Origin of the sequence: Micromonospora sp. WMMD737, assembly GCF_049179055.1 — a bacterium.
Lineage (GTDB): Bacteria > Actinomycetota > Actinomycetes > Mycobacteriales > Micromonosporaceae > Micromonospora > Micromonospora reichwaldensis.
Genome location: NZ_JBMHMH010000001.1, coordinates 6,557,862 through 6,581,020, shown reverse-complemented (window position 1 = coordinate 6,581,020; position 23,159 = coordinate 6,557,862). Strand labels below are relative to the sequence as shown.

Here is a 23,159-nt window from a genome sequence, read left to right as displayed (position 1 = left end):
GCGAGGTTACGCGTCCCGGGCGAGCGGCTCGGTACCGAGCAGCGCGTCGACGAACTGGGCGGGGTCGAACGGGGCCAGGTCGTCCTTGCCCTCGCCGAGCCCGACCAGCTTGACCGGGATACCCAGTTTGCGCTGCACGGCGATCACGATGCCGCCCTTGGCGGTGCCGTCGAGCTTGCTGAGCACGACACCTGTCACGTTGACCGCCTCGGTGAAGACCCGGGCCTGCTCCAGCCCGTTCTGCCCGGTGGTGGCGTCGAGGATCAGCAGTGTCTCGTCGATCGGGCCGTGCTTCTCCACCACCCGCTTGACCTTGCCCAGCTCGTCCATCAGGCCGATCTTGTTCTGGAGGCGGCCGGCGGTGTCGATCAGCACGGTGTCCACGCCGGTGTCGATGCCCCGCTTGACGGCGTCGAAGGCCACGCTGGCCGGGTCGGCCGCCTCGGGTCCCCGCACGGTCTCCGCGCCGACCCGACCGCCCCAGGTCTCCAGCTGGTCCGCGGCGGCGGCCCGGAAGGTGTCGGCGGCGCCGAGCAGCACGCTGCGGCCGTCGGCGACGAGCACCCGGGCGATCTTGCCGCAGGTGGTGGTCTTGCCCGCGCCGTTGACGCCGACCACCAGCACGACCGCCGGCACGCCCTCCTTGGGCGCGGTCCGCAGGGACCGGTCCAGGGTCGGGTCGAGCGCGTTGACCAGCTCGGCGGCGAGCAGGGCCCGCAGCTCGCCGCCGGAGCGGGTGCCGAGGACCCGGGTCCGCTCGCGCAGCCGGTCGACGATGTCGCGGGTGGCGTCGACGCCGACGTCGGCGGTGATCAGGCTGTCCTCGATCTCCTCCCACGTGTCCTCGTCGAGGTGGTCGCGGCTGAGCAGGCCGAGCAGGCTCTTGCCGAAGACGTTCTGCGAGCGGGACAGCCGGGAGCGCAGCCGGACCAGCCGGCCGGCGGTCGGCTCGGGGACCTCCAGCACCGGTGCCGGGGCCTCCACCACCGGCGGCTCCACCAGGATCCCGGTGGACAACTCGGCCTCCGGTGCCTGGACCGGCGGGCCGGCCAGGTCCTCCTCGGCCCGGGTGTCGACCTCCGTCTTCGGCAGCGGCGGCTCCGGTCGCCGGCGCAACCGCGGCACGACCAGCCCGATGCCGCCAAGGATCAGCACGCCGAGCAGGGCGAGCGCGATGAGGAGGTATTCGGTCATGCCGGAATCCTGTCAGATGCCGGCGGAGCTGTCCCAGCCACCGCTCCCGACCGCGTCCACGGAGGCCGGCGGTAGGCTCGGTCACAGCCAGCAGTGGTGCGACCGCCGGCCGGGTAGTAAAGATGAAGTCTGCTCATCTGGAGGTCGACCATGCCCGCGGCACACCTGCTCATCGGCCCGTTGCTCCGCAGGGTGGTCGGCACGTCGGCCACCGTCTGGGTGGAGACCAGCGCGCCCGCGGTGGTCACCGTCCGTACCGCCGACGGCGCGGGCGGCACCGCGCCCACCTTCTCCGCGTACGACCACCACTACGCCCTCGTCGTCGTGGAGGGGCTCACCCCCGACAGCGCCACCACCTACGAGGTGCTGATCGACGACGAGGTCGCCTGGCCGGTGCCGAAGAGCAACTTCCCGCCCAGCGTGATCCGCACCCGGGCAGCCGACGACCTCGACCAGCCGGTCCGGTTGGTCTTCGGCTCCTGCCGGGAGACCACCCAGCACGCCACCACCCGGCGGCTGCCCCCGGACGCCCTCGACGCGTACGCCCGGCGGCTCATGGCCGACCCGGACCCGGCCGGGGTGCCCGACCTGCTGGTGCTCCTCGGCGACCAGGTCTACGCGGACGTGACGTCGCCCACGGTCCGGCGGCTGTTGAAGCGGCGCCGCCGCCGGCCGAAGGGCGCGCCGGGCGACCAGGTGGTCAGCTTCGACGAGTACACGAAGCTCTACCTGGAGTCCTGGCGGGACCCGGAGATCCGCTGGCTCTTCTCCACCGTGCCGAGCGTGATGATCTTCGACGACCACGAGGTCATCGACGACTGGAACACCTCGGCCTCCTGGCGCTCCGACATGCGCGAGCAGCCGTGGTGGGCGGAGCGGATCACCAGCGGCCTCGCCTCGTACTGGGTCTACCAGCACCTGGGCAACCTCTCCCCCGACGAGATCGCCGCCGACCCGGTCTACGCCAAGGTCGTCGCGGCGGAGGACGCCACGGGCGTGCTGCGCGAGTTCGGGCAGCGGGTCGACACCGAGGCCGACCTCGCCCACGACACCGAGCGGTGGCGCGCCGTGCAGTACCAGTGGAGCTACGCGCTGGACCTGGGCCGGACCCGGCTGGTCATGCTCGACAACCGGTGCAGCCGGGTGCTGGAGCCGGGCCAGCGGGCGATGCTGCCCCCGGGCGAGTGGTCGTGGTTCCTCGACCGTGCCCACGGCGTCTACGACCACCTCGTGGTCGGCGCGTCCCTGCCGTGGCTGCTGCCGCCCGGCATCCACCACGTGGAGGCGTGGAACGAGAAGTTGGCCGACTCGCGGCGGCCCTGGGTCGCCCGGCTGGCCGAGAAGCTGCGCCGGGGGCTGGACCTGGAGCACTGGGCCGCGTTCCGCCGCTCGTTCGACGCGCTCGGCGCGCTCTTCGCCCGCCTCGGCAGCGGCACCCCCGGCGAGCCCGGCGAGCGCGTCGGGGCCGGCCCGGCGTACGCGCCACCGGCGTCGATCAGCGTGCTCTCCGGCGACGTGCACCACTCGTACGTGGCGCGGGCCCGGTTCGACGACCGGAGCGTGGTCACCCCGGTGCACCAGCTCACCTGCTCACCCATCCACAACCAGGTCCCGGCCGGGATGCGCCCGCTGATGAAGCTCGGCTGGTCGTCCGGGCCGTCCGGGGCCACCCGGGCGCTGGCCCGCACCGCCGGCGTACGCCGCCCGCCGTTCCGCTGGAAGCGGCTGGCCGGGCCGTACTTCGGCAACGCGGTCGCCACGCTGGTGCACGCTGGCCGGACGGCAGAGGTGACCATCGAGGGCACCACCAGCGACGGCCACCTGCGCGAGGTCATGCGCCAGCGGCTGACCCCCGGCGGGTGAGCCTCCCGCCGGGCCCCGGCCCGCCCGCCCGCGACGGGCGGGCCACCACCCACGCGCGGCGTCCCGGTAAACCGCTCGCCGGTTGTCGGAGGTGCCGGCCAGGATGACCGGCATGACCTGGCGAGCACCGGAGATCAACCGGACCCCTGAGCCCTATGTCGGCGACGAGCGCACCATGCTGGAGGGCTGGCTGGACTACCACCGGCAGACCCTGCTGCTCAAGTGCGCCGGGCTGACCGCCGAACAACTGAAGACGCCCAGCGTCGAGCCCTCCGGGCTCACCCTGCTCGGCCTGGTCCGGCACCTGACCGAGGTGGAGGCCTGGTGGTTCCGGGAGAACCTCGCCGGGCAGCAGGTCGACTATCCCTACTTCACGCCCGACAACCCGGACGCCGACCACGACGTCAGCGCCGCCGACGCCGAGGCCGACTTCGCCACCTTCCACCGGGAGGTCGCGCTGGCCCGCGCCGCCGCCGCCGGCCGGTCGCTCGACGAGACCTTCACCGAGGTCGGCCCGAAGCGCCGGACGTTCAACCTGCGCTGGATCTACGTGCACATGATCGAGGAGTACGCCCGGCACAACGGTCACGCCGACCTGATCCGCGAACGCATCGACGGCGTCACGGGCGATTGACATCCTCTCCGCCCTGAAGGACGGAGATTCCCTCCACGCTGCGCGTGGAACACGCGGCGTCCGGGTGGGTTACCGCTTCGCCGCGCGGTGCCGGGACGAGTCCCGGTCTTACCCGCGCTCCACGGTCGTTTCGACTCTCCGCCTGTCCGGCGGCGAGCACGTTGATGGCGGCGTTGACGTCCCGATCGTGGGCTGCCCCGCAGGGGCAGTCCCACATCCGAACATTGAGCGCCATCTTCTCGTTGACCCGGCCGCACTGTGAGCACATGCGGGTAGACGGGAAGAACCGGTCCACCCGGCCGAATGTGCGCCCGTACCTCGCGGCCTTGTACTCCAGCATGCCGGTGAACTGTGCCCACCCGGCGTCGTGCACGCTCTTGGCGAGCCGGGTCCGGCAGAGACCGACCACGCACAAGTCCTCGACATACACCGCTTGGTTTTCGCGGATGATCGTCGTAGACAGTTTGTGCTGCCAGTCCCGCCGGGTATCGGCCACCCGCGCATGAGCGCGAGCGACCTTGACGACGGCCTTCTTCCGGTTGGCCGAGCCCTTCTGCTTGCGGGAGAGGGCCTGCTGCAACCGCTTGAGCCTGCGGGCCGCACGGCGCAGGAACTTCGGTGCGGCAACCTTCGTGCCGTCCGACAGCACCGCGAAATGGGTTAGCCCCAGGTCGATACCCCACCTCGGACGCGATCGGCGGCAACGCCTCGTCCTGCCCCGTGGTCACCACGAACGAGGCGAAGTACCGTCCCGCCGCGTCCTTGATGATCGCCACGGACGACGGGTCCGAGGGAAGCGACCGGGACCAGCGGACCGCGAGGTCGCCGATCTTCGGCAACCTCAGCCGGCCGTTGTCCAGCACCTTGAACCGGGAGTTCATGGTGAACCGGATGGCTTGCCGGTTGTCCTTGCGTGACCGGAACCGGGGCGGGGCGACCGTGCGGCCCTTGCGCTCGCCCGAGATTGAGTTGAAGAAGTTGCGGTAGGCGGTGTTCAGGTCCGCGAGGGCCTGCTGCAACACCACGGCGGACACCTCGCCCAGCCACGCCCGCTCGGGGGTCGCCTTCGCTTGGGTGATGATCCGCTTGGACAGTTCGGCGTCCGAGACGTACGGCAAGCCCTGCTCGCGGGCTTCCTGCCGCAAGCGCAGCCCGTCGTTGAACACCACCCGCGCGCATCCGAACGCCCGAGCCAACGTTTCCTGCTCGCCCGGCGTCGGGTAGACGCGGAAGTTGTAACGAAGCCGCACGCTCACAAGTGTACACAAGACTACCATGGGGTCCATGAGTGACCCGAGAGAGAACGAGATCAGCGTCCGCGAGCTGCGCAAAGCGCTCGCCGGGGCGCTCAACGACGTTGCCGTGTACGGCAAGACCCTCTACGTGACCAACCATGGTCGCCGGATCGCCGCCATCGTGCCGGTGCCGGTGGCCGAGCAGAGCGAACGGGCGCGAGGCTAGGGCACTACTCGGGCCTTGGCGGCCCTCCCAGCGCGGGTCTTCACCCCCGGCCTGAAGACCGGAGCACTGGCCCGTATTCCGGTAGCCCCCGCCGGGGCGGGCCGGCGACCGGTCAGTACGCCAGGGCGGCCCGCGCGTACCGCAGGTCGGCCGGGCCGCTCCAGCGCAGCGCCGACAGGCCGGCGACGCGGGCGCCCCGGATCGCCCAGTCCTCGTCGTCGAGGAAGAGCACGCGGGCCGCCGGGGTCTCCAGGGCCGCGCAGGCCGCCTGGAAGTACTCCTTCGCCGGCTTGTTCACCCCGACCCTGGACGAGTTGACCACCACGTCGAACTCGTCCGTCAGGTCGAGCGCGGCGAGGTCGGCGTCGAGCAGGTCCGTGGCGTTCGTGCCGAGCCCGACGCGGATGCCGCCGGCCCGCGCCTCGCGGACGAAGGCGAGCACCTCGGGGTCCACCTCGCCCCGGTAGCGCTGCCACTGCTCCACGGCGGCCCGGGCCCGCTCGGGGCCGCCCACGGAGTCGGCAAGCGCGTCGGCCACGCTGGCCATCCAGTCGGCGTGGCTGACCCGGCCGGTCAGCACCGGCTGGAGCCGCCCCCACTGCATGGCGATCTCGGTGAGTACGCCGTCGGACAGGCCGTACTCCCGCTCCACCCCGGCGGCCACCGCCGGGTCCCACCGGCGCAGGACGCCGTCGAAGTCCACCAGGAGCGCCGTCGCCCGTTCCCGACCCACTACTCGTTCTCCTCGCCGCGGCCACGCCGCTCGTCCCCGTCGGCCCGGTTGAGCCGTTGGCTGATCACCTGGGTCACCCCGTTGCGCATGGTCACGCCGTACAGGGCGTCGGCGACCTCCATCGTCCGCTTCTGGTGCGTGATGACGATGAGCTGGCTCTTCTCCCGCAACTGGGCCAGCAGCGTGATCAGCCGCCCCAGGTTGACGTCGTCGAGCGCCGCCTCGACCTCGTCCATGATGTAGAACGGGCTGGGCCGGGCGCGGAAGATGGCCACCAGCATCGCCACCGCCGTCAGCGAACGCTCGCCGCCCGAGAGCAGCGACAGCCGCTTGATCTTCTTGCCCGGCGGGCGGGCCTCGACCTCGATGCCGGTGGTGAGCAGGTCGTCGGGGTCGGTCAGCACGAGCCGCCCCTCGCCACCGGGGAAGAGCACGGTGAAGACCTGCTGGAACTCCCGCGCGGTGTCGGCGAACGCGCTGGCGAAGACCTCCAGGATCCGGTCGTCGACGTCCTTGACCACGGTGAGCAGGTCGCGGCGGGTGGCCTTGAGGTCCTCCAGCTGCTCCGAGAGAAACTTGTAGCGCTCCTCCAGCGCGGCGAACTCCTCCAGGGCCAGCGGGTTCACCTTGCCGAGCAGGGCCAGTTCCCGTTCCGCCTTGGCGGCCCGCTTCTCCTGCACGGGCCGCTCGTAGCGAACCGGCTCGGGCACCGGCAGGCCGTCGCGTTCGGCCGCCGCCACGTCGGCCTGGGTGGGCGGGACGGGCTGGGCCGGGCCGTACTCGGCGACGAGGGTCTCCACGTCCAGGCCGAAGTCCTCGGCGGCCTTCGCCTCCAGCTGCTCGATACGCAGCCGCTGCTCGGCGCGGGCCACCTCGTCGCGGTGCACCTGGCTGGTCAGCCGCTCCAGCTCCGCGCCGAGCCGCTTGGCCGCGCCGCGTACCTCCTGGAGCTCGGCCTCGCGGGCGGCGCGCTCGCGCGCCACGGCGTCGCGGTGCTCCTCGGCCGCGGCGATCGAGGTGGCCAGCCGGGTGAGGGCCTCCCGGGCCCCGCCCGCGACGGCCCGGGCGATCCCCGCGCCCCGGGTGCGCGCCGCCCGCCGCGCCGCCGCGCGTTCCCGCGCGGCCCGCTCGGCGGTGGCCTGCCGGCGCAGGGAGTCCGCGCGGCCGGCGATCGAGGAGACCCGTTCCTCGGCGGTACGCACCGCGAGCCGGACCTCCATCTCGTTCTGCCGCGCCTGCGGCACCATCGTGGCGAGCTGGTCGCGGTCCTCCGTGGAGGGTTCCGCGTCGACGGGGGTCTCCTCGGCCAGCCGCAGCCGCTCCTCCAGCTCGGCGAGGGTGAGCAGGTCCCGCTCCCGGGCGGCCTCGGCGCGGGCCCGGGACTCGCCGAGCCGGTCGGTCTCCGCCTTCGCCGAGCGGGCCGCCGCGCCCAGCTCGGCCAGCCGGCGGGCGGCGGCGTTGCGGTGGCTCTCCGCCTCCCGCTTGGCAGCGGCGGCGTGCTGCACCGTCTCCTTGGCGGCGGCCACCTCGGCGCGGGCGTCGACGAGCTGTTCGCGCAGCTCCGCGCCGGTCTGCTCGGCGGCGAGCCGGTTCGACCGGGCCTCCTCGACGGCGGCCTGCACCTCGATGAAGCTGGGCGCCTTGGCGGACCCGCCAGCCGCCGCGTACGCCCCGACCACGTCGCCGTCGGGGGTGACCGCGCGCAGCTCCGGGTTGCCGGCGACCACCTCGGCCGCGGCGGCGAGATCGTCGACCAGCACCACGTCGCGCAGCGCCCGGTGCACCGCCGGGCGGAGCTGCGGGGAGCACTCCACCAGGTCGGGCGCCCAGCGGGCGCCGTCGGGCAGCTTCGGCCGCAGCGCGTCGGCGGCCCCGTCCATGCCCGGCCCGGCGGGGCTGCCGACCAGCAGGCCGGCGCGACCGGCGTCGGAGATCTTCAGCAGCCGCATGGCCTCGACCGCCTCGTCGACGCCACTGACCGCGACCGCGTCGGCGAGCCCGCCGAGCGCGGCGGCGAGCGCGGCCTCCTGCCCCGGCGCGACCGTGAGCAGCCCGGCCAGGCTGCCCAGCAGGCCCGGGACCTCGTCGGCGCGGGCCAGCAGCGCGCCCGCGCCGTCCTTGCGGCGCAGGCCGAGGGCGAGCGCCTCCTCCCGGGCCTTCCAGGTGGCGGCGTCCTTCTCGGCCGCCCGCTCCGCGTCGGTCAGCGACCGCACGGTGGCCTGCGCCCGCTCCTGGGCGGCGACCGCCTCGGCGTGCCGGGCGTCGAGGTCGGCGTTGTCCCGGTCGGCCTCGGTGGACTGCTCGGCGACCGCGTCGAGTTCGGCCTGGGCCTGGTCGGCCCGCGCGAGCGCGTCGGCGTGCGCGGTGGCGAGCCGCTCGATCTCCTCGCCGGCGCTGGTGGTCCGGGCGCGGGCGGAGTTGACCTGACCGGTCAGCCGGGCCAGGCCCTCCCGCCGGTCGGCGATCGCCTTGGCGGCGGCGACCAGCTCGCGTTCGGCGGCGGCGAGCTGCCGCTCCAGCTCCTGGCGGTGCTCGACGGCCTCGGCCAGCCGGATCTGGTCGTCGGTCAGCGCGCCGCGCAGCTCCTCCTCCTGCTCGCGGATCCGCTCGGCCTCGGCCTCCAGTTGCTCGGGGTCGCGACCGGGGCGCTCGTCGTCGGGGGTGGCGCTGAGGTGCCGCAGCCGCTCCCGGGCGAGCTGCTCGATGGAGCGGAACCGCTCGGAGAGGGCGGAGAGCTTGTACCAGGTGTCCTGGGCGGCGGCCAGCAGCGGCGCGTCCTCGGCGAGGGCCGCCTCCAGCTCGGCCAGCCGCGCCTGCACCTCGCTGTGTTCGGCCTCGACCTGCTCGCGCCGCTCGCGCACCGCGGTCTCGTCGGCGATCTCCCGGTCCAGGGTGGCGCGCAGGGTGGCCAGGTCGTCGGCGAGCAGCCGTAGCCGGGCGTCGCGCAGGTTGGCCTGGATGGCGGCGGCGCGGCGGGCCACCTCCGCCTGCCGGCCCAGCGGCTTGAGCTGGCGGCGCAGCTCGGCGGTGAGGTCGGTGAGCCGGTTGAGGTTCGTCTGCATCGCGTCGAGCTTCCGCAGCGCCTTCTCCTTGCGCTTGCGGTGCTTGAGGACGCCGGCCGCCTCCTCGACGAACGACCGCCGGTCCTCCGGCTTGGCGTGCAGCATCCCGTCGAGTCGACCCTGGCCGACGATGATGTGCATCTCCCGGCCGATGCCGGAGTCCGACAGCAGCTCCTGGATGTCGAGCAGCCGGCAGGTGTCGCCGTTGATCTCGTACTCGCTCTCGCCGGAGCGGAACATCCGGCGGGTGATCGACACCTCGGTGTACTCGATCGGCAGCGCGCCGTCGGTGTTGTCGATCGTGAGGGTCACCTCGGCCCGGCCCAGCGGGGCCCGGCCGGCGGTGCCGGCGAAGATGACGTCCTCCATCTTGCCGCCGCGCAGCGCCTTGGCGCCCTGCTCGCCGAGCACCCAGGCGATGGCGTCGACGACGTTGGACTTGCCGGAGCCGTTGGGGCCGACCACGCAGGTGATCCCCGGCTCCAGCTTGAGCGTCGTCGCGGAGGCGAAGGACTTGAAGCCCTTCACCGTCAGGCTCTTGAGATGCACCTTCTCGATCCTCGTCCGGTGGCCGCCGTACCGTCGCCGGCTGCGCGGACCTGGGTGAACCCGCAGACTAACCCGGGACCGGGAGCCGCCGGGCACGCGACCCGCCTGGCGACCGCCGGGCGCCCGTCCCGGGCGGCGCTGGCCGGCCCGCCCGGGTGCGGCCCGTCCGTCGGCCGGAGTCGTACGGGAATCGTCGCGGCGGGCCGCACAAGATCACGAATTGGCGCGGCGAAAAGGGGTGCGGACAGAGCTGCGCGCCGGCACAGAAGTGTCGGCGCGCTCTTTTTGCGTGATGCGATTCAGTTTTGCGATCTGAAGATCAGGTCAGCGCGGGCTCGGCCAGACGGAGCAGATCGTCCGCCTCCGCCGCAGCCGCCGCGAGCCGATCGTTCTCGGCACGCAGCCGCGTGATCTCGAACTCCAGAGCCCGAACCGTGGTACGCAGTCGGGTGACCTCGTCGAGCAGACGCCGATCGGGCGCCGCACCTACGTGGCCGTACAGGGCCTTAGCCATGTTGACTCCTTGATATGCGCTGCCGGAAGGGCCGGCCAACGCGCGCCCACATGTGTACGCGGCTGTCACCCCAGACGATTCTGGGCATGACCGGGCGCGACTGGCGACACCTACATATTGAGCCGACACCCCCTCTTTCGTCAAGTTCTCGCAGGCCGTAGATCATTTCCACGTCGACCTGTCCACTTGCCGGGGGGCTGCCACAAGGCGCGGACACACTCTGTCCGGACACCTTGACTCTACGCCTCGGATCCCGGGAAGTCCCCACCCTGCCGGCCGGCTTCCCCTTAACTCTTCCTTAGCCACGTTGCCGCTGTTCACGCCCGCCACGTAGCGTCACCCCGGCCCGCAAGCGACCCCTTGGAGGCAGAGGCGTGTACGGCTGGACCGACCCGAACCACCCGGACGGCGCCGACCGGCGCCGCGAGCAGCCGCTGGGCGAGGAGCCGCCCAGCTGGCTCACCGACCGTCCGGAGCCGAGGTCCGCCTACCTCTTCGGGGACGACCCGGAGCAGCCCGCCGACGAGTGGCACCGCGACCAGCCGACCGCCCGCTGGCAGCCCGAGCCCGCCGCGCCGGCCGGGACCTGGCAGCCGCAGACCTCCGATGCGACCGCGCACTGGCAGCACGAGCCCACCGATGCCCGGACCGCGCATTGGCAGCACGAGCGCGACGACGCCCGGACCGCGCACTGGCAGGGTGCCCCCATCGACGCCCCGGCAGCGCGTTGGCAGGCCGAGCGCGACGACGCTCCGGCCACGCGCTGGCAGCCCGAGCCGACCGGCCACGCCGCGCGCTGGCAGGCCGAGCCGATGGACGCCCCGACCGCTCCCGTCGACCTCACCGCGCTCCGGGCCGCCCCGGCCGCAGCCGTGCCGCCCGTGGCCGACGGCCGGCACCGCCCGCGCCGCCGGTTCCCCCGCCCGCTGGTGATCGGCGGTGCCGCCGCGGCCGCCACGCTGGTGGTGAGCCTCGGCGTCGGCGCGGTCGCGCTGACCGGCGACGGCCCGGCGACCGACCCCACCGCCGTCGACGACACGATCGCCGCCGCCCCGGTGCTGCCGGGCGGCGGGTCGGCACCCGGCGACGCGCTGGCCCCGCCCACCCCGAGCGCCACCCCGAGCACCGCGCCGACCACCGCCAGGCCCACCCCGTCGGCCACGAAGAGCGCCAGGCCGACGCCAGCGCCGTCGCGTACGACCGCGCCCTCGCGGCGCAGCGCCGAACGGAGCACGGCGCCGGCCGGCGGCGGCACGAAGGCCCCGGTCAGCAGCGGGGCGGGCAGCCAGGCCAGCCAGGTGGTCGCCCTGGTCAACGCCGAGCGCGCCAAGGCCGGCTGCGGCGCGGTGAGCATCGACGACAAGCTGACGACCGCCGCCCAGCGGCACAGCCAGGACCAGGCCGACCACCGCAACATGTCGCACACGGGCAGCGACGGCAGCAACGTCGGGACCCGGCTGGACCGGGTCGGCTACTCCTGGCGCACCTACGGCGAGAACGTCGCCTGGAACCAGAAGACGCCGGCCGCCGTCATGGACGCCTGGATGAACAGCTCCGGACACCGGGCCAACATCCTGAACTGCGCCTTCACCGAGATCGGCGTCGGCGTCGCCAACAGCAACGGGCCGTACTGGACGCAGGTCTTCGCCGCGCCGCGCTGAACGCGAGTCGTGGCCGGGGCCGTACTCGTTTGACCGGGTGAGGTACGCCGACACGGCGTACCCGCTCCGGGCGGTGTGCCGCCGCCCGCGACCCGGGAGCTGCCGATGCGGATCCGGCCGCGTACGCGCGCCGTCGGGCGGGGCCTGCGGGCCTGCGTCGCACTCGCCCTGCTGAGCGTGCTCGCCGCCTGCCGGCCGGACCTGGCCGCGCCCGGTGCCCCGACCGCCTGGCCGGCGGCGTCGGCGGGCCGGTGGCAGTGGCAGTGGCAGCTCAGCGGCGTGCTGGACCTCACCGTCGACGCCGACGTCTTCCTGCTCGACCCGGTCGCCACCACCGCCGCGCAGACCGCCGAGCTGCGTTCCCGGGACCGCCGGCTGGTCTGCCAGGTGCACGTCGGTTCCGTCCTGCCGACCGACCCGGACGCGGACCGCCTCCCGGCCGCCGTACGGGGTGCCGCGTCCCGCCGGCCGCAGGGCCGCTGGCTCGACGTACGGCAGTGGGACGCGTTGCGGCCGGTGCTGGCCGACCGGTTCCGGCTCTGCCGGGGCAAGGGCTTCGGGGCGGTCGCACTGGCCGACGCCGACGGGTACGCGCACCGGTCCGGCTTCCCGCTCGACTTCGACGACCAACTGCGGTTCAACCGCCGGCTGGCCGAGCTGGCCCGCTCGCTGAGCCTCTCCCCCGGCCTGATCAACGACCTGGGGCAGGTGGCCGCCCTGGCCCCGGACTTCGACTTCGCCGTCAACGAGGAGTGCGTGCGGCTGGACCAGTGCGCCCGGCTGCTGCCGTTCGTCGAGGCCGGCAAGCCGGTGTTCCACGTGGAGTACGCCGGCTCGACGACGGACTTCTGCGTCACCACGCTGGGCTACGGCCTCTCCTCGATCCGCAAGGAACGCCGGCTCGACGCGTGGCTGCTCCCCTGCGCGGTGCCCTGACCACCGGCACCCGCTCGCGGGCCGGGCCGGGGAATGCGCCGCCCGTGCCCCGCACACCGCGCGGGGTCAGCCCCGCAGGGCCGCCCGGGGGCGGGGCTGGCAGCGCGGGCAGCTGTACGACGAACGGTTCATGAACGCCTCGCGGCGCACCGGTGCGCCGCACCGGTGGCACGGCAGGCCCTCCCGGCCGTAGACGTTCAGCGCCCGGTCGAAGTAGCCGCTCTCCCCGTTCACGTTGACGTAGAGGGCGTCGAAGCTGGTGCCGCCGGACTTGATCGCCTCGCCGAGGACGTCCCGGACGTGGCCCAGCAGCCGCAGCGCGGCCGGGCCGGTCAGCGCGTCGGTGGGGCGGGCGCCGTGCAGCCTCGCCCGCCACAGCGCCTCGTCGGCGTAGATGTTGCCCACGCCGGAGATCAGCGTCTGGTCCAGCAGCGCCCGCTTGACCTCCGTACGCCGCCGGCGCAGCGCGGCGGCGAACGCCGCGTCGGAGAACTGCGGGTCCATCGGGTCCCGCGCGATGTGCGCGATCTCCGCCGGCAGCTCCGCGCCCCCGGCCGAGACCGACAGGCCGCCGAACGTGCGCTGGTCGACGAAGCGCAGCTCGGGACCGTCGTCGGAGAACCGGAAGCGGACCCGCAGGTGCGTCTCGTCGGGGGCGTCGGCCGGCTGCACCAGCAGCTGACCCGACATGCCCAGGTGCCCGATCACGGCGTCGCCGCTGTCCAGCGGCAGCCACAGGTACTTGCCGCGCCGGCGCACGTCCAGCACCGTCCGGTCGGCCAGCACGTCGGCGAAGTGCCCGCCGCCGGGGGTGTGCCGGCGTACCGCGCGGGGGTGGCGCACCTCGACGGAGGAGATCCGCCGGCCGGTGACCCACCGGGCCAGCCCTTGCCGGACAGTCTCGACCTCCGGCAGCTCAGGCACGGCCCAGCCCCGCCTCGGCGGTCTGCGCCGTCCCGTCCCCGGGCGCCGGGTCCTCCGGCCCGACCGGCTCCCGCTCCGCCTGCTCCGTGAGCGTCCGCCAGGCCGCCTCCGCGGCCCGCTGCTCGGCCTCCTTCTTGCTGCGCCCGTCGGCCCCGCCGTAGCGGTTGCCGGCGACGACCACCCAGGCGGTGAACGTCTTGAGGTGGTCCGGGCCGGTGCCCTCGATGCGGTACTCGGGGACGCCGAGCCCGAGCGCCGCCGTCAGCTCCTGGAGGCTGGTCTTCCAGTCCAGGGCCGCGCCCCGGCCGGCCGACTCGGCCATCAGCGGGTCGAAGAGCCGGTGGATGACGATGGCGGCGGTGTCCAGCCCGTACTGGAGGTAGATCGCGCCGAGCAGCGCCTCCAGGGTGTCGGCGAGGATGCTCGCCTTGTCCCGGCCGCCGGTGGTCTCCTCCCCCTTGCCGAGCAGCAGGTAGGCGCCGAGCCCGTCCGGGCCGAGGCCCCGGGCCACGTCGGCGAGGGCCCGCATGTTGACCACGCTGGCCCGAAGCTTGGCCAGCTGTCCCTCGGGCAGGTCGGGGTGGTTGTGGAAGAGCGCGGTGGTGATCACCACGCCGAGCACCGAGTCGCCCAGGAACTCCAACCGCTCGTTGGTGGGCAGGCCGCCGTTCTCGTACGCGTACGAGCGGTGGGTCAGCGCGCGCTGGAGCAGCTCCGGATCCAGGCTGACGCCGAACGCGGCTTCCAGGTGACCGACGGACGCCCGCCGCCGCTTGTCGTTGCTCATGATGTGGGTACCTCGGTGTCGGTGGAGCGGTCTGTGCGTTCCTCGCGGTCGCCCGCCTCGGCGCCGTCGAGCAGCGCGCGGACGTGGTCGGTGGCGCGTCGTCGCCAGAGATGGGCGGCCAGCGCGATGCCCGCGGCGACGTCCTCGGCGCGGGCGGCGCCATGGCAGACGACGACCGTCCCGGCGACCCCGAGCAGGGCCGCCGCGCGCGGGGCGCCGCCGCCGGACGGGGGCCCACCGGCCATCGCGTACGCGCCCTCGATCGCCTTGAGCAGCACGTTACCGGTGAACCCGTCGGTGACCACCACATCGGCGCGCGTGCCGAGGGAGACGTCGTACCCCTCGACCAGGCCGACGTAGCGGCCGTCGCAGGGCAGCGACGCGGCGGCGAGGACGGGGTCGGCGAGCCGGCGGGCGCGGTCGCCCTTGCCCGCCTCGGTGCCCACCGACAGCAGCCCCACCCGGGGCGCGACGACGGCGTGTGCCACCGCCGCGTAGGCGGCGCCGAGCACGGCGTGGCGGGCCAGGGTGGCCGGGCGCGGCTCCAGCGAGCCGCCGACGTCCAGCAGGACCACGGGGCCGGCGACGGCCGGCAGGGTGGCGATCAGCGCCGGACGGCGCACGTCCGGCCAGCGGCCGAGGCCGAGCGCGACGGCGGTGACGGTGGCGCCGGTGGATCCGGCGGAGACGAGCGCGTCGGCGACGCCGTCGCGGACGGCGTGCACCGCCGCGCGGACGGTGCTGTCGGCACGGGCGGCCACGGGATGGTCGGCCATGCCGACGACGGCGCGGACGGGCCGCACGGTGACCCGGGCACGCTGTGCCGGGTCGAGGGCGCGGACCACCTCGCCGGCGGCCTCGGCCGGGCCGACGAGGAGCAGGTGCAGGTCCGGGTCGGCACGCACGGCCCGCAGAGCGCCGTCAACCACGACGGCGGGAGCGTCGTCCCCGCCGAGGAGGTCAACGGCGATCCGCGCGGTGCCCGGCTCCATCGGAACGCCGGCCGGAACAGGCCGGCCGGCGTCGGAGGGAGCCGGGGCACCGGGCGATTGCCAGGGTGCGCGCGCCGCCCGACCGAGGGTCGGGGGCGTCACTCGGCGTCCAGGTCAGACCTCGAGGACCTGGCGGCCGTTGTAGGTGCCGCAGACGGAGCAGGCGGCGTGGGGCAGCTTCGCCGACTTGCACTGGGGGCAGGCCACGGTCGCGACCACGGTCGCCTTCCAGTTCGCCCGGCGGGCGCGGGTGTTGCTGCGCGACATCTTGCGCTTGGGGACGGCCACGGTTCCTACTCCTCTTTACGGTTCAGTTGCGACAGGCCCGCCCAACGCGGGTCGATCTGCTCGTGACTGTGGTCGGCCGGCAGATCGTCCAAGTGCACCCCGCATTCGGGGCACAGGCCTGGGCAGTCCTCCCGGCAGAGCGGGTTGGTCGGCAGCGTGAGCACCACCGCGTCCCGCAGCGCCGGCTCCAGGTCGATCAGATCGCCCTGCATCCGGCCCACCTCGTCCTCGTCGGTCGTGGTGTCCGTGGTGCTGTTCTCGTACGCGTACAGCTCCTGGATCCGCACGGCCAGCGAGTCGTCGATCTCGCGAAGGCAGCGACCGCACTCGCCCCGGACGCGACCGCTGACGGTCCCGGAGACGAGCACGCCCTCGGACACCGACTCCAACCTCAGGTCGAGGTCGAGGTCCGCGCCCTCCGGCACGGCGATCATCTCGCCGCCGAGGTCCGCCGGTGCCGGCACCACCCGCTTTTCCGTACGCAACGCACCAGGCCGGCGCGGCAGCTCCCTCGTGTCGAGGACCAGCGGCGACCTGGGGTTGAGTGTCGAAGGCGTGTGTTTGGGCATAGTCAGACTCCGGCCGGTGAGAGGCCGACAAAAAAGGTTACCTGGGCGACCGCCGGACCGTCGAACCGGGGGCGGCGCCCGCCCCATCCGCCGGCTGGTGAGGTGCCGCTCAGAAGGGTAGCGGGCGGTCCGCCTCCTCCCCACCGAAGGTGCCGATCTCGCGCAGCGCGTGCATCTTGTCCCGCCCGCGCTCTATCGAGGCCAGCGCCCGGGTGAGGAACTGCTCGAAGTTGGCCAGCGCGGTATCGACGTAGTCGTCGACCTCCTCGCGCAGGCGCTGCGCCTCCGCGCGGGCCTCCGCGATGATCCGCGCGCCCTCGTGCTCGGCGGAGACCGTGATCTCGTTCACCGAGACCAGCCGGGCGTGTTCCGCCTCACCCTCGCTGATGATCCGGTCGGCCTCGCGCTTGCCGGCCTCCATGATCTTGTCCCGCTCGTCCAGCAGCGCGGCGGCCCGACGCAGGTCGGCGGGGAGTTCGGCGCGCAGCTCATCGAGGATCGCGATGAACTCACCCCGGTCGACCATGCAGTTGTTGCGCGACATCGGGACGGAGCGCGCCTGCTCCACCATGGCGATCAGTTCGTCGATGCGATCGAGCGGGTCCACCGGTACCTCACTCCTGTCGTTCGTCGGGCCGACCTACATGATGCGGGCTACGGCCGGTTTCCCGCTGCACACATCATGTCGCGCCCCGACCACAGGGCGCCGCTCACCCCGGCCCGGCGCGTCGCGGTACGCCACGGCGCCGTCCCCCGACCGGGCACGGCGCCGGCGGGGGTGGCGGCCCGGGCGGTCAGTCGCGCGACGGCGGGACGAGCCGGGCGCTCAACTCCTCGCGGACCCGGTCGGGCACGTGGGCGGAGATGTCGCCGCCCCACTTCGCCACGTCCTTGACCAGGCTGGAGGAGAGGAACGAGTAGAGCGGATTGGTCGGCATGAACAGGGTCTCGACGCCGGCCAGGCCGATGTTCATCTGCGCCATCTGCAACTCGTAGTCGAAGTCGCTGACCGCCCGCAGGCCCTTGATCAGCACGCTCGCCTGCTGCGCCCGGCAGAAGTCGACAAGCAGGCCGCGGAACGACTCGACCCGGACGTTGTCGTAGGAGGCGGTCACCTCGCGGAGCATGTCGATCCGCTCCTCGACGGTGAACAGGCCGCTCTTCGACTGGTTGACCAGCACGCCCACGATCACCTCGTCGAACAGCCGGCTCGCCCGGCCGACGATGTCGAGGTGCCCGTTGGTGACCGGATCGAACGAGCCGGGACACACCGCACGTCTCATGATCGGCGACCGTACCAAAGGGTCGTCTCGCCGTAGCGCCGGCTGCGCTCGCCGGTGATGCCCTGCACCCACCCGACGGGGCCCGTGCGGCTGGACCGCTCCACCACCACCAGGGCGTCCGGGGCCAGCCAGCCGCCGTCGACCAGCGCGACGAGCATCGCCGTGATCTCCGCGTCCGGCACCGCGTAGGGCGGGTCGGCGAAGACCACGTCGTACGGGTCGCCGTCCGGGCCGGCCGCCAGCACGGTGGCGACCTTGCCGGTGACCAGCCGGGCGGCCGGCGCGGCGCGCAACGTGGCCACGTTCTCCCGGACCACCCGGGCCGCCCGGGGGTCGGACTCCACCAGCAGCACGTGCGCGGCCCCCCGGGAGAGGGCCTCAAGGCCGACCGCCCCCGAGCCGGCGTAGAGGTCGGCGAAGCGGGCGCCGGCCAGGTCGACCTCGGCCTGCACGGCGCTGAACAGCGCCTCGCGCACCCGGTCCGACGTCGGCCGGGTGCCCGCGCCGGGCGGCGCGGCGATCCGCCGCCCACCAAGGGTTCCGGCCACGATCCGGGTCACCGTCGCTCCCTGCCCATGCCCCGACGCTACGCGACCGCCCGGCCGGTGGACGAAGCACCCGAGGCGACGAGCGGGCCCTCCACGACCTGTCGGCCCCGCCGGCCCGCACCGGGGACGCGTCCGCCGCCCGGTCGGCGTCCGCACCCGATCAACGCGCCTCGGGGGGACCGAGCACCGACGTGACCGTGGCCGGGTCGACCTCGGCCTGGTTGCTCAGCAGCACGAGCCGCTGGTCCGAGTCGGGCAACCAGGCCGCGAACGCCTTGTAGCCGCCGTTGTCCCCCGAGTGGTGCAGCGCCCGCCTGCCGGCCAGCGGGCCGACGAAGAACCCGTAGCCGTACGCCTCCCCGGGCCGGCCGGTCGGCGCGTGTGGGGCGGTCATCGCCGTCACCGAGGCCGGGGCGAGCAGCCGGCCCCGGCGCGGCACGTCGAGCCAGGTGAGCAGGTCCGTCCCGGTGCACCAGACGTCACCCGCGCCCATGCTCACGGTCGCCAGGTCCCAGGACGGCACCGGACGGCCGCCCTCGTGTCCGACCGCCACGTCCGGCCGCCCGTCGCCCGCACCGGCGAAGCTGCCCGTCATGCCCAGCGGCGCGAAGACCTCCTCGGCGAGGAACTCGGCGTACGGCCGGTCGGCCGCGCGCTCGACGGCCCGGGCCAACAGCACGTAGCCGGGGCTGCTGTAGTGCCACCCGGCTCCGGGCCGGAACAGCGGCCGCACCGCGGCGAACGAGCGGAGCAGGTCGTCCGGCTCGGCCGGGTCGGCGAGACCGACCGCCGGGTACTGCTCCCAGTGGCCCAGGCCCGAGGTGTGGGTGAGCAGATGGTGCAGCGTGATGCCGGACCACTCCGGTGGCGGGCCGGGCAGCCAGCGCACGACCGGATCGGACAGGCTCAGCGCACCCCGCTCGGCGAGCAACAGCACCGCCGCGGCGGCCATCTGCTTGCTGATCGAGGCGATCTGGAACCGGGTCCCGGGAGCGCAGCCGACACCGGTGCTCCGATCGGCCACCCCGGCGACCTGTTCGGTCAGGATCTCGTCGCCTCGGGCCAGCAGGAGCACGCCGCTGTCTAATGAGGATGCCGACATCCTTCGGAGCCTAGATCAGCCCTTCTCCAGGTATTCGGCGCGTTCCTCGTCGACCAGGGCCGCCGCCGACGCGGCCAGCGCCGGATGCCGGGCCAGCTCCGGGTCCTCCTCGACCAGGGCGATCGCCTCGGCCCGGGCGTCGCGGATCAGGTCGGCGTCGCGCAGCAGCGACAGCAGCCGCAGGTGCGAGCGGCGCCCCGACTGGGTGGCGCCCAGCACGTCGCCCTCCCGGCGCTGCTCCAGATCCAGCTCGGCGAGCTTGAACCCGTCGGTGGTGGAGGCCACCGCGTCGAGCCGCTCCCGCGCGGGCGTGCCCTCCAGCGCCTCGGTGACCAGCAGGCAGAGCCCCGGGGCGGAGCCCCGGCCGACCCGGCCGCGCAGCTGGTGCAGCTGGGAGACGCCGAACCGGTCGGCGTCGAGCACGATCATCACGGTCGCGTTCGGCACGTTGACGCCCACCTCGACCACGGTCGTGGCGACCAGCACGTCGAGGTCGCCGGCCGCGAAGGAGCGCATCACCGCGTCCTTCTCGTCGGCCGGCAGCCGGCCGTGCAGCACGCCGATGCGCAGGCCGTGCAGCGGCCCCTCGGCGAGCAGCGGCGCCACCTCGGTGACCGCCATCGGCGGACGCCGCCCGTTGTCGTCCTCCGATGGCGGCTCCTCCTCGCTCGCCGGCCCCTCCCCGATGCGCGGGCAGACGACGTACGCCTGGTGCCCGGCGGCCACCTCCTCGCGCACCCGGCGCCAGGCCCGGTCCAGGAAGGCCGGCTTCTCGGCGACCGGGACCACGTGCGAGGCGATCGGCGAGCGGCCCTGCGGCAGCTGGGAGAGCGTGGAGGTCTCCAGGTCGCCGTAGACGGTCATCGCCACCGTGCGCGGGATCGGGGTGGCCGTCATCACCAGCACGTGCGGCGGCTGCTCGGCCTTGGCGCGCAGCGCGTCGCGCTGCTCCACGCCGAAGCGGTGCTGCTCGTCGACCACCACCAGGCCGAGGTCGGCGAAGTCGACGCCCTCGTAGAGCAGGGCGTGGGTGCCGAGCACGATGCCGGCGGCGCCGCTGGCGACCTCGGCCAGCGCCCGCCGGCGGGCCGCCGCGCCCAGCGAGCCGGTGACCAGCTCGACCCGGGTGGCGTCGTCGGCCGCGCCCAGCTCGCCGGCCCGCCCGAGCGGCCCCAGCAGGTCGAGGATGCCCCGGTGGTGCTGCGCGGCGAGCACCTCGGTCGGGGCCAGCAGCGCGGCCTGCCCGCCCGCGTCGACCACCTGGAGCATCGCGCGCAGCGCGACCACCGTCTTGCCGGAGCCGACCTCGCCCTGGAGCAGCCGGTGCATCGGGTGGGCCGTGGCCAGGTCCGCCGCGATCTCCACGCCCACGTCGTGCTGGCCGGGCGTCAGCTCGTAGGGCAGCCGGGCGTCGAAGGCGTCGAGCAGGCCGCCGGGCTTCGCCGGGCGGGGCCGGGCCGGCGAGGCGGCGGCGCGGTGCTTGCGCTGCACCAGGGTGAGCTGCACGGCGAAGGCCTCATCCCACTTGAGCCGGTGCCGGGCCCGGTAGAGCGCCTCCTTGCTGGTCGGCCGGTGGATCTCGCGCAGCGCCGTGTCGATGCCGCCCAGGTTGCGGCTCGCCCGCAGGGTCGCGGGCAGCGGATCCTCCGGCGCGGTGAACGTGTCCAGCACCACCCGGACGCAGCGGGCGATCACCCAGGTGGGCACCGCCGCGGCGGCCGGGTAGACCGGGATCAGCGCGCCCGCGAACTCCTCGATCTCCTCGTTGGCCGCCGCCTCGCCGTCGCCGCCCTCCCCGAGCAGGACGTACTCCGGGCCGTTGAGCTGCCGCTTGCCCCGGAACTCGGTGACCTTGCCGGCGAAGAGCCCCCAGCGGCCGGGACGCAGCTCGCGCTCGCGCCAGGCCTGGTTGCCGAAGAAGGTCAGGGTCAGGGTGCCGCCCGAGCCGTCGCCGACCGTCACCTCCAGCAGGTTGCCCCGGCGCTGGCGCATCGGGCGTACGGCGGTGCGCTGCACCTGGGCCAGCACGGTGGCCTGCTCGCCGACGTCGAGCGACCGGATGTCGGTGTGCTCGCCGCGCTCGTCGTAGCGGCGCGGGAAGTGGTAGACCAGGTCGCCTGCGGTGTGCAGGTCGAGGTGCCCGGCGAGGGCCTTCGCGGTCTTCTCGCCGACCAGCTTCTTCAGCGGCGTGTCCATCGTCGCCGGTTCGGACGTCATTCGACCCCCACCAGGAGCGGATAGTGCGGCTGCCCGCCCGGATATGCCTGCACCTCGACGAACGGCCAGCGCTGCCCGACGTGCTCGCGGACCGCGTCGGCCAGCCCGTCGGGAGCGTCCGCCCCCGAGAGCAGGGTCACCAGCTCACCGCCGCCGCCGAGCATCCGGTCGACCACGGCGGCACAGGTGTCGGTCAGGTCGGACCCGATCAGGTGCACCTCCCCCTCGACCAGCGCCAGCACGTCGCCGGGACGGCAGGGGCCGGCGACGGTCAGCGCCTCGCGGCGGGCGTAGCAGACCTCGGCGTAGCGGCACGCGCCGGCCGCCTCGGCCATCGCGATCACGTCGTCGGCGAAGCGCCGCTTCGGGTCGCGTACGGCGAGGGCGGCCAGCGCCTGCACCGGTGAGCGGGTCGGCACCACGCTGACCTTGACGCCGAGCCCGTGCGCCTCCCGGGCGGCGGCGTTCGCCACCGCCTGTGTGTCGGGGTCGTTGGGCAGCACCACCACGCGGGCCGCCCCGGTGGCGCGGATCGCGTCCAGCAGCTCGCCGATCGACGGGTTGCCGGGCACCACCGTCGCGCCCTCGCCGGCGAACAGCTCGGCGATGCCCGCGCCGGCGGCCACCACCACGGCGGCCCGCCCGTCCGCCGCCGCCTCGGGGGGCGACACCGGTGCGAGCTGGTCGGCGAAGCGGGTCACCGAGATGCGGTGCGGCCGGCCCGCCACCACGCCCGCCTCGATGGCCGCGCCCACGTCGTTGACATGCACGTGCACGTTCCAGGTGCCCGTGCCGGCGTTGCCGTCGCCGACGACCACCAGCGAGTCGCCCAGGGCCGCCAGCTCGTCCCGCAGCCGGGCCACCGCCTCCGGCCCGGCGTCGAGCAGGAACTGCACCTCGTACGCGTACTCCTCGGAACCGGTCTCGCGCACGGCGGTGGCCGGCGGGCGGACCGGGCGCGGCGCGGGCGCGGGACGCTCGGGGCTCTCGCCGGTCACGACCTCGACCAGGGCGTCGAGCAGCAGGCACAGGCCCCGGCCGCCGGCGTCCACGACGCCGGCCCGGGCCAGCGCCGGAAGCTGCTCTGGGGTGCGCGCCAGGGCGTGCGCAGCCCCGCCCGCCGCCGCCCGGACGACCGCCCGCAGGTCGTCGCTGTCGGCCCGCTCGGCGGCGTGCGCCGCCGCGGCGACGACGCTGAGCAGCGTGCCCTCGACCGGGCGGGCGACCGCGGCGTAGGCGGCGGCGGTGCCGTCGCGCAGGGCGGCGGCCAGCTCGCGCCCCCGCACGGCGGGCGCGGCGGCGACGGCGTCGGCGAAGCCGCGCAGGATCTGCGACAGGATCACCCCCGAGTTGCCCCGGGCGCCCAGCAGCGCGCCCCGGGCCATCAGCCGCAACGCGTGCCCGTGCGCGGTGGGCCCGTCCTCCGGGAGGGTGCCGAGGTCCATCGCGAGCGCCTGCTGGGCCGAGGTGAGGGTGAGCACCATGTTGGTGCCGGTGTCGCCGTCGGGCACCGGGTAGACGTTCAGGTCGTCGATCTCGCCCTGGTGGCGCTTGAGCGCGACCAGCCCGCCCGCGCACCAACGGCGGACCGCGGCGGCGTCGAGGGTGTCCAGCACGGCGAGAAGCCTACTGGCGCGCACCGACACGCGCCGGGGTCCACGCGACTCCCCCGGCGTGTCCGGCAGCCGCGCGACACCCACTATCGTCGTGGCGTGTCCCCCGTGCGGCGATGTCGCGGGGGGCGGGTGCGGGCCGGGCGAACCGGGACCGCGTCGCGCGGTCACGCCCCCCACCCTGGGCCGGCGTCCGGGGCCGGTTGGTCGGGCCCCGGGTCATCGGGTA

At 74.3% G+C, this 23,159-nt stretch carries 21 protein-coding genes and 1 pseudogene; 5 read left to right on the top strand and 17 right to left on the bottom strand.

Annotated features, from left to right (window positions below):
* Window positions 1-6: 6 nt before the first annotated feature.
* A complete protein-coding gene (ftsY, locus tag ACN27A_RS29185; RefSeq protein WP_151455318.1) occupies window positions 7-1,194 on the bottom strand; it encodes a signal recognition particle-docking protein FtsY in 1,188 nt (395 codons plus the stop codon).
* A 150-nt stretch (window positions 1,195-1,344) separates the two neighbouring features.
* Here ftsY and ACN27A_RS29180 point away from each other — a divergent pair, with 150 nt between their 5' ends.
* Window positions 1,345-3,057 (top strand): alkaline phosphatase D family protein, encoded by a 1,713-nt coding sequence (locus tag ACN27A_RS29180; RefSeq protein WP_421457754.1) that lies wholly within the window; start codon window positions 1,345-1,347, stop codon window positions 3,055-3,057.
* A gap of 112 nt (window positions 3,058-3,169) precedes the next feature.
* On the top strand, window positions 3,170-3,691 hold the full coding sequence (locus ACN27A_RS29175) for a DinB family protein (protein WP_421457753.1): 522 nt from the start codon (window positions 3,170-3,172) through the stop codon (window positions 3,689-3,691).
* On the opposite strand, the gene ACN27A_RS29170 is transcribed toward ACN27A_RS29175, so the two are convergent.
* Window positions 3,678-4,340, bottom strand: a complete 663-nt coding sequence (locus ACN27A_RS29170) for an RNA-guided endonuclease InsQ/TnpB family protein (RefSeq protein ID WP_421457752.1) — start codon at window positions 4,338-4,340, stop codon at window positions 3,678-3,680. The genes ACN27A_RS29175 and ACN27A_RS29170 overlap by 14 nt on opposite strands.
* 529 nt (window positions 4,341-4,869) lie before the next feature.
* Window positions 4,870-4,968, bottom strand: a pseudogene (locus ACN27A_RS29165) (helix-turn-helix domain-containing protein); the annotation flags it as partial.
* A 7-nt stretch (window positions 4,969-4,975) separates the two neighbouring features.
* On the opposite strand from ACN27A_RS29165, the gene ACN27A_RS29160 reads away from it, so the two are divergent.
* On the top strand, window positions 4,976-5,152 hold the full coding sequence (locus ACN27A_RS29160; RefSeq protein WP_421457751.1) for a hypothetical protein: 177 nt from the start codon (window positions 4,976-4,978) through the stop codon (window positions 5,150-5,152).
* A 112-nt stretch (window positions 5,153-5,264) separates the two neighbouring features.
* On the opposite strand, the gene ACN27A_RS29155 is transcribed toward ACN27A_RS29160, so the two are convergent.
* From ACN27A_RS29155 to ACN27A_RS29145, 3 genes are all read right to left on the bottom strand, one after another.
* Window positions 5,265-5,885: an HAD-IA family hydrolase gene (locus ACN27A_RS29155; RefSeq protein ID WP_132232656.1), complete on the bottom strand. Its 621-nt coding sequence runs from the start codon at window positions 5,883-5,885 to the stop codon at window positions 5,265-5,267.
* Window positions 5,885-9,496, bottom strand: coding sequence for a chromosome segregation protein SMC (smc, locus tag ACN27A_RS29150; RefSeq protein ID WP_421457750.1), 3,612 nt, complete (start codon window positions 9,494-9,496; stop codon window positions 5,885-5,887). The genes ACN27A_RS29155 and smc overlap by 1 nt, the downstream gene beginning before the upstream one ends.
* A 319-nt stretch (window positions 9,497-9,815) precedes the next feature.
* Window positions 9,816-10,010, bottom strand: a complete 195-nt coding sequence (locus ACN27A_RS29145; RefSeq protein ID WP_091621030.1) for a hypothetical protein — start codon at window positions 10,008-10,010, stop codon at window positions 9,816-9,818.
* 374 nt (window positions 10,011-10,384) lie between these two features.
* On the opposite strand from ACN27A_RS29145, the gene ACN27A_RS29140 reads away from it, so the two are divergent.
* A complete protein-coding gene (locus ACN27A_RS29140) occupies window positions 10,385-11,671 on the top strand; it encodes a CAP domain-containing protein (protein ID WP_421457749.1) in 1,287 nt (428 codons plus the stop codon).
* A gap of 105 nt (window positions 11,672-11,776) precedes the next feature.
* Window positions 11,777-12,607 carry an endo alpha-1,4 polygalactosaminidase gene (locus ACN27A_RS29135; RefSeq protein WP_421457748.1) on the top strand — a complete coding sequence of 277 codons (831 nt, stop codon included), beginning with the start codon at window positions 11,777-11,779 and terminating at the stop codon, window positions 12,605-12,607.
* Window positions 12,608-12,673: 66 nt separating this feature from the next.
* Here the strand turns inward: ACN27A_RS29135 and mutM are convergent, their stop codons facing one another.
* The 11 genes from mutM to ACN27A_RS29080 all read right to left on the bottom strand — a co-directional run bounded on the left by mutM (window position 12,674) and on the right by ACN27A_RS29080 (window position 22,933).
* Window positions 12,674-13,531 carry a bifunctional DNA-formamidopyrimidine glycosylase/DNA-(apurinic or apyrimidinic site) lyase gene (gene mutM, locus ACN27A_RS29130; RefSeq protein ID WP_421457747.1) on the bottom strand — a complete coding sequence of 286 codons (858 nt, stop codon included), beginning with the start codon at window positions 13,529-13,531 and terminating at the stop codon, window positions 12,674-12,676.
* The gene (rnc, locus tag ACN27A_RS29125) at window positions 13,524-14,318 is read right to left on the bottom strand and encodes a ribonuclease III (protein ID WP_421457746.1); all 795 of its coding nucleotides are present in this window, start codon (window positions 14,316-14,318) and stop codon (window positions 13,524-13,526) included. Before rnc ends, mutM begins: the two co-directional genes overlap by 8 nt.
* Complete coding sequence (locus ACN27A_RS29120) at window positions 14,315-15,310, bottom strand: phosphate acyltransferase PlsX (RefSeq protein WP_421457745.1); 996 nt, start codon at window positions 15,308-15,310, stop codon at window positions 14,315-14,317. Before ACN27A_RS29120 ends, rnc begins: the two co-directional genes overlap by 4 nt.
* 114 nt (window positions 15,311-15,424) lie before the next feature.
* Window positions 15,425-15,598, bottom strand: coding sequence for a 50S ribosomal protein L32 (gene rpmF / locus ACN27A_RS29115; protein WP_018786309.1), 174 nt, complete (start codon window positions 15,596-15,598; stop codon window positions 15,425-15,427).
* Window positions 15,599-15,603: 5 nt separating this feature from the next.
* Complete coding sequence (locus ACN27A_RS29110) at window positions 15,604-16,167, bottom strand: DUF177 domain-containing protein (RefSeq protein WP_132232642.1); 564 nt, start codon at window positions 16,165-16,167, stop codon at window positions 15,604-15,606.
* A gap of 109 nt (window positions 16,168-16,276) precedes the next feature.
* Entirely contained in the window at window positions 16,277-16,774 is a 498-nt protein-coding gene (locus ACN27A_RS29105) for a hypothetical protein (RefSeq protein ID WP_132232640.1), read from the bottom strand.
* Window positions 16,775-16,961: 187 nt separating this feature from the next.
* Window positions 16,962-17,450 (bottom strand): pantetheine-phosphate adenylyltransferase, encoded by a 489-nt coding sequence (gene coaD / locus ACN27A_RS29100; protein ID WP_132232638.1) that lies wholly within the window; start codon window positions 17,448-17,450, stop codon window positions 16,962-16,964.
* Window positions 17,447-18,010 carry a 16S rRNA (guanine(966)-N(2))-methyltransferase RsmD gene (gene rsmD / locus ACN27A_RS29095; RefSeq protein ID WP_421457744.1) on the bottom strand — a complete coding sequence of 188 codons (564 nt, stop codon included), beginning with the start codon at window positions 18,008-18,010 and terminating at the stop codon, window positions 17,447-17,449. Before rsmD ends, coaD begins: the two co-directional genes overlap by 4 nt.
* A 148-nt stretch (window positions 18,011-18,158) precedes the next feature.
* The gene (locus ACN27A_RS29090) at window positions 18,159-19,100 is read right to left on the bottom strand and encodes a serine hydrolase domain-containing protein (RefSeq protein WP_421457743.1); all 942 of its coding nucleotides are present in this window, start codon (window positions 19,098-19,100) and stop codon (window positions 18,159-18,161) included.
* A 15-nt stretch (window positions 19,101-19,115) separates the two neighbouring features.
* Complete coding sequence (gene recG / locus ACN27A_RS29085) at window positions 19,116-21,317, bottom strand: ATP-dependent DNA helicase RecG (protein ID WP_421457742.1); 2,202 nt, start codon at window positions 21,315-21,317, stop codon at window positions 19,116-19,118.
* Window positions 21,314-22,933, bottom strand: a complete 1,620-nt coding sequence (locus tag ACN27A_RS29080) for a DAK2 domain-containing protein (RefSeq protein WP_421457741.1) — start codon at window positions 22,931-22,933, stop codon at window positions 21,314-21,316. The genes recG and ACN27A_RS29080 overlap by 4 nt, the downstream gene beginning before the upstream one ends.
* Window positions 22,934-23,159 lie beyond the last annotated feature (226 nt).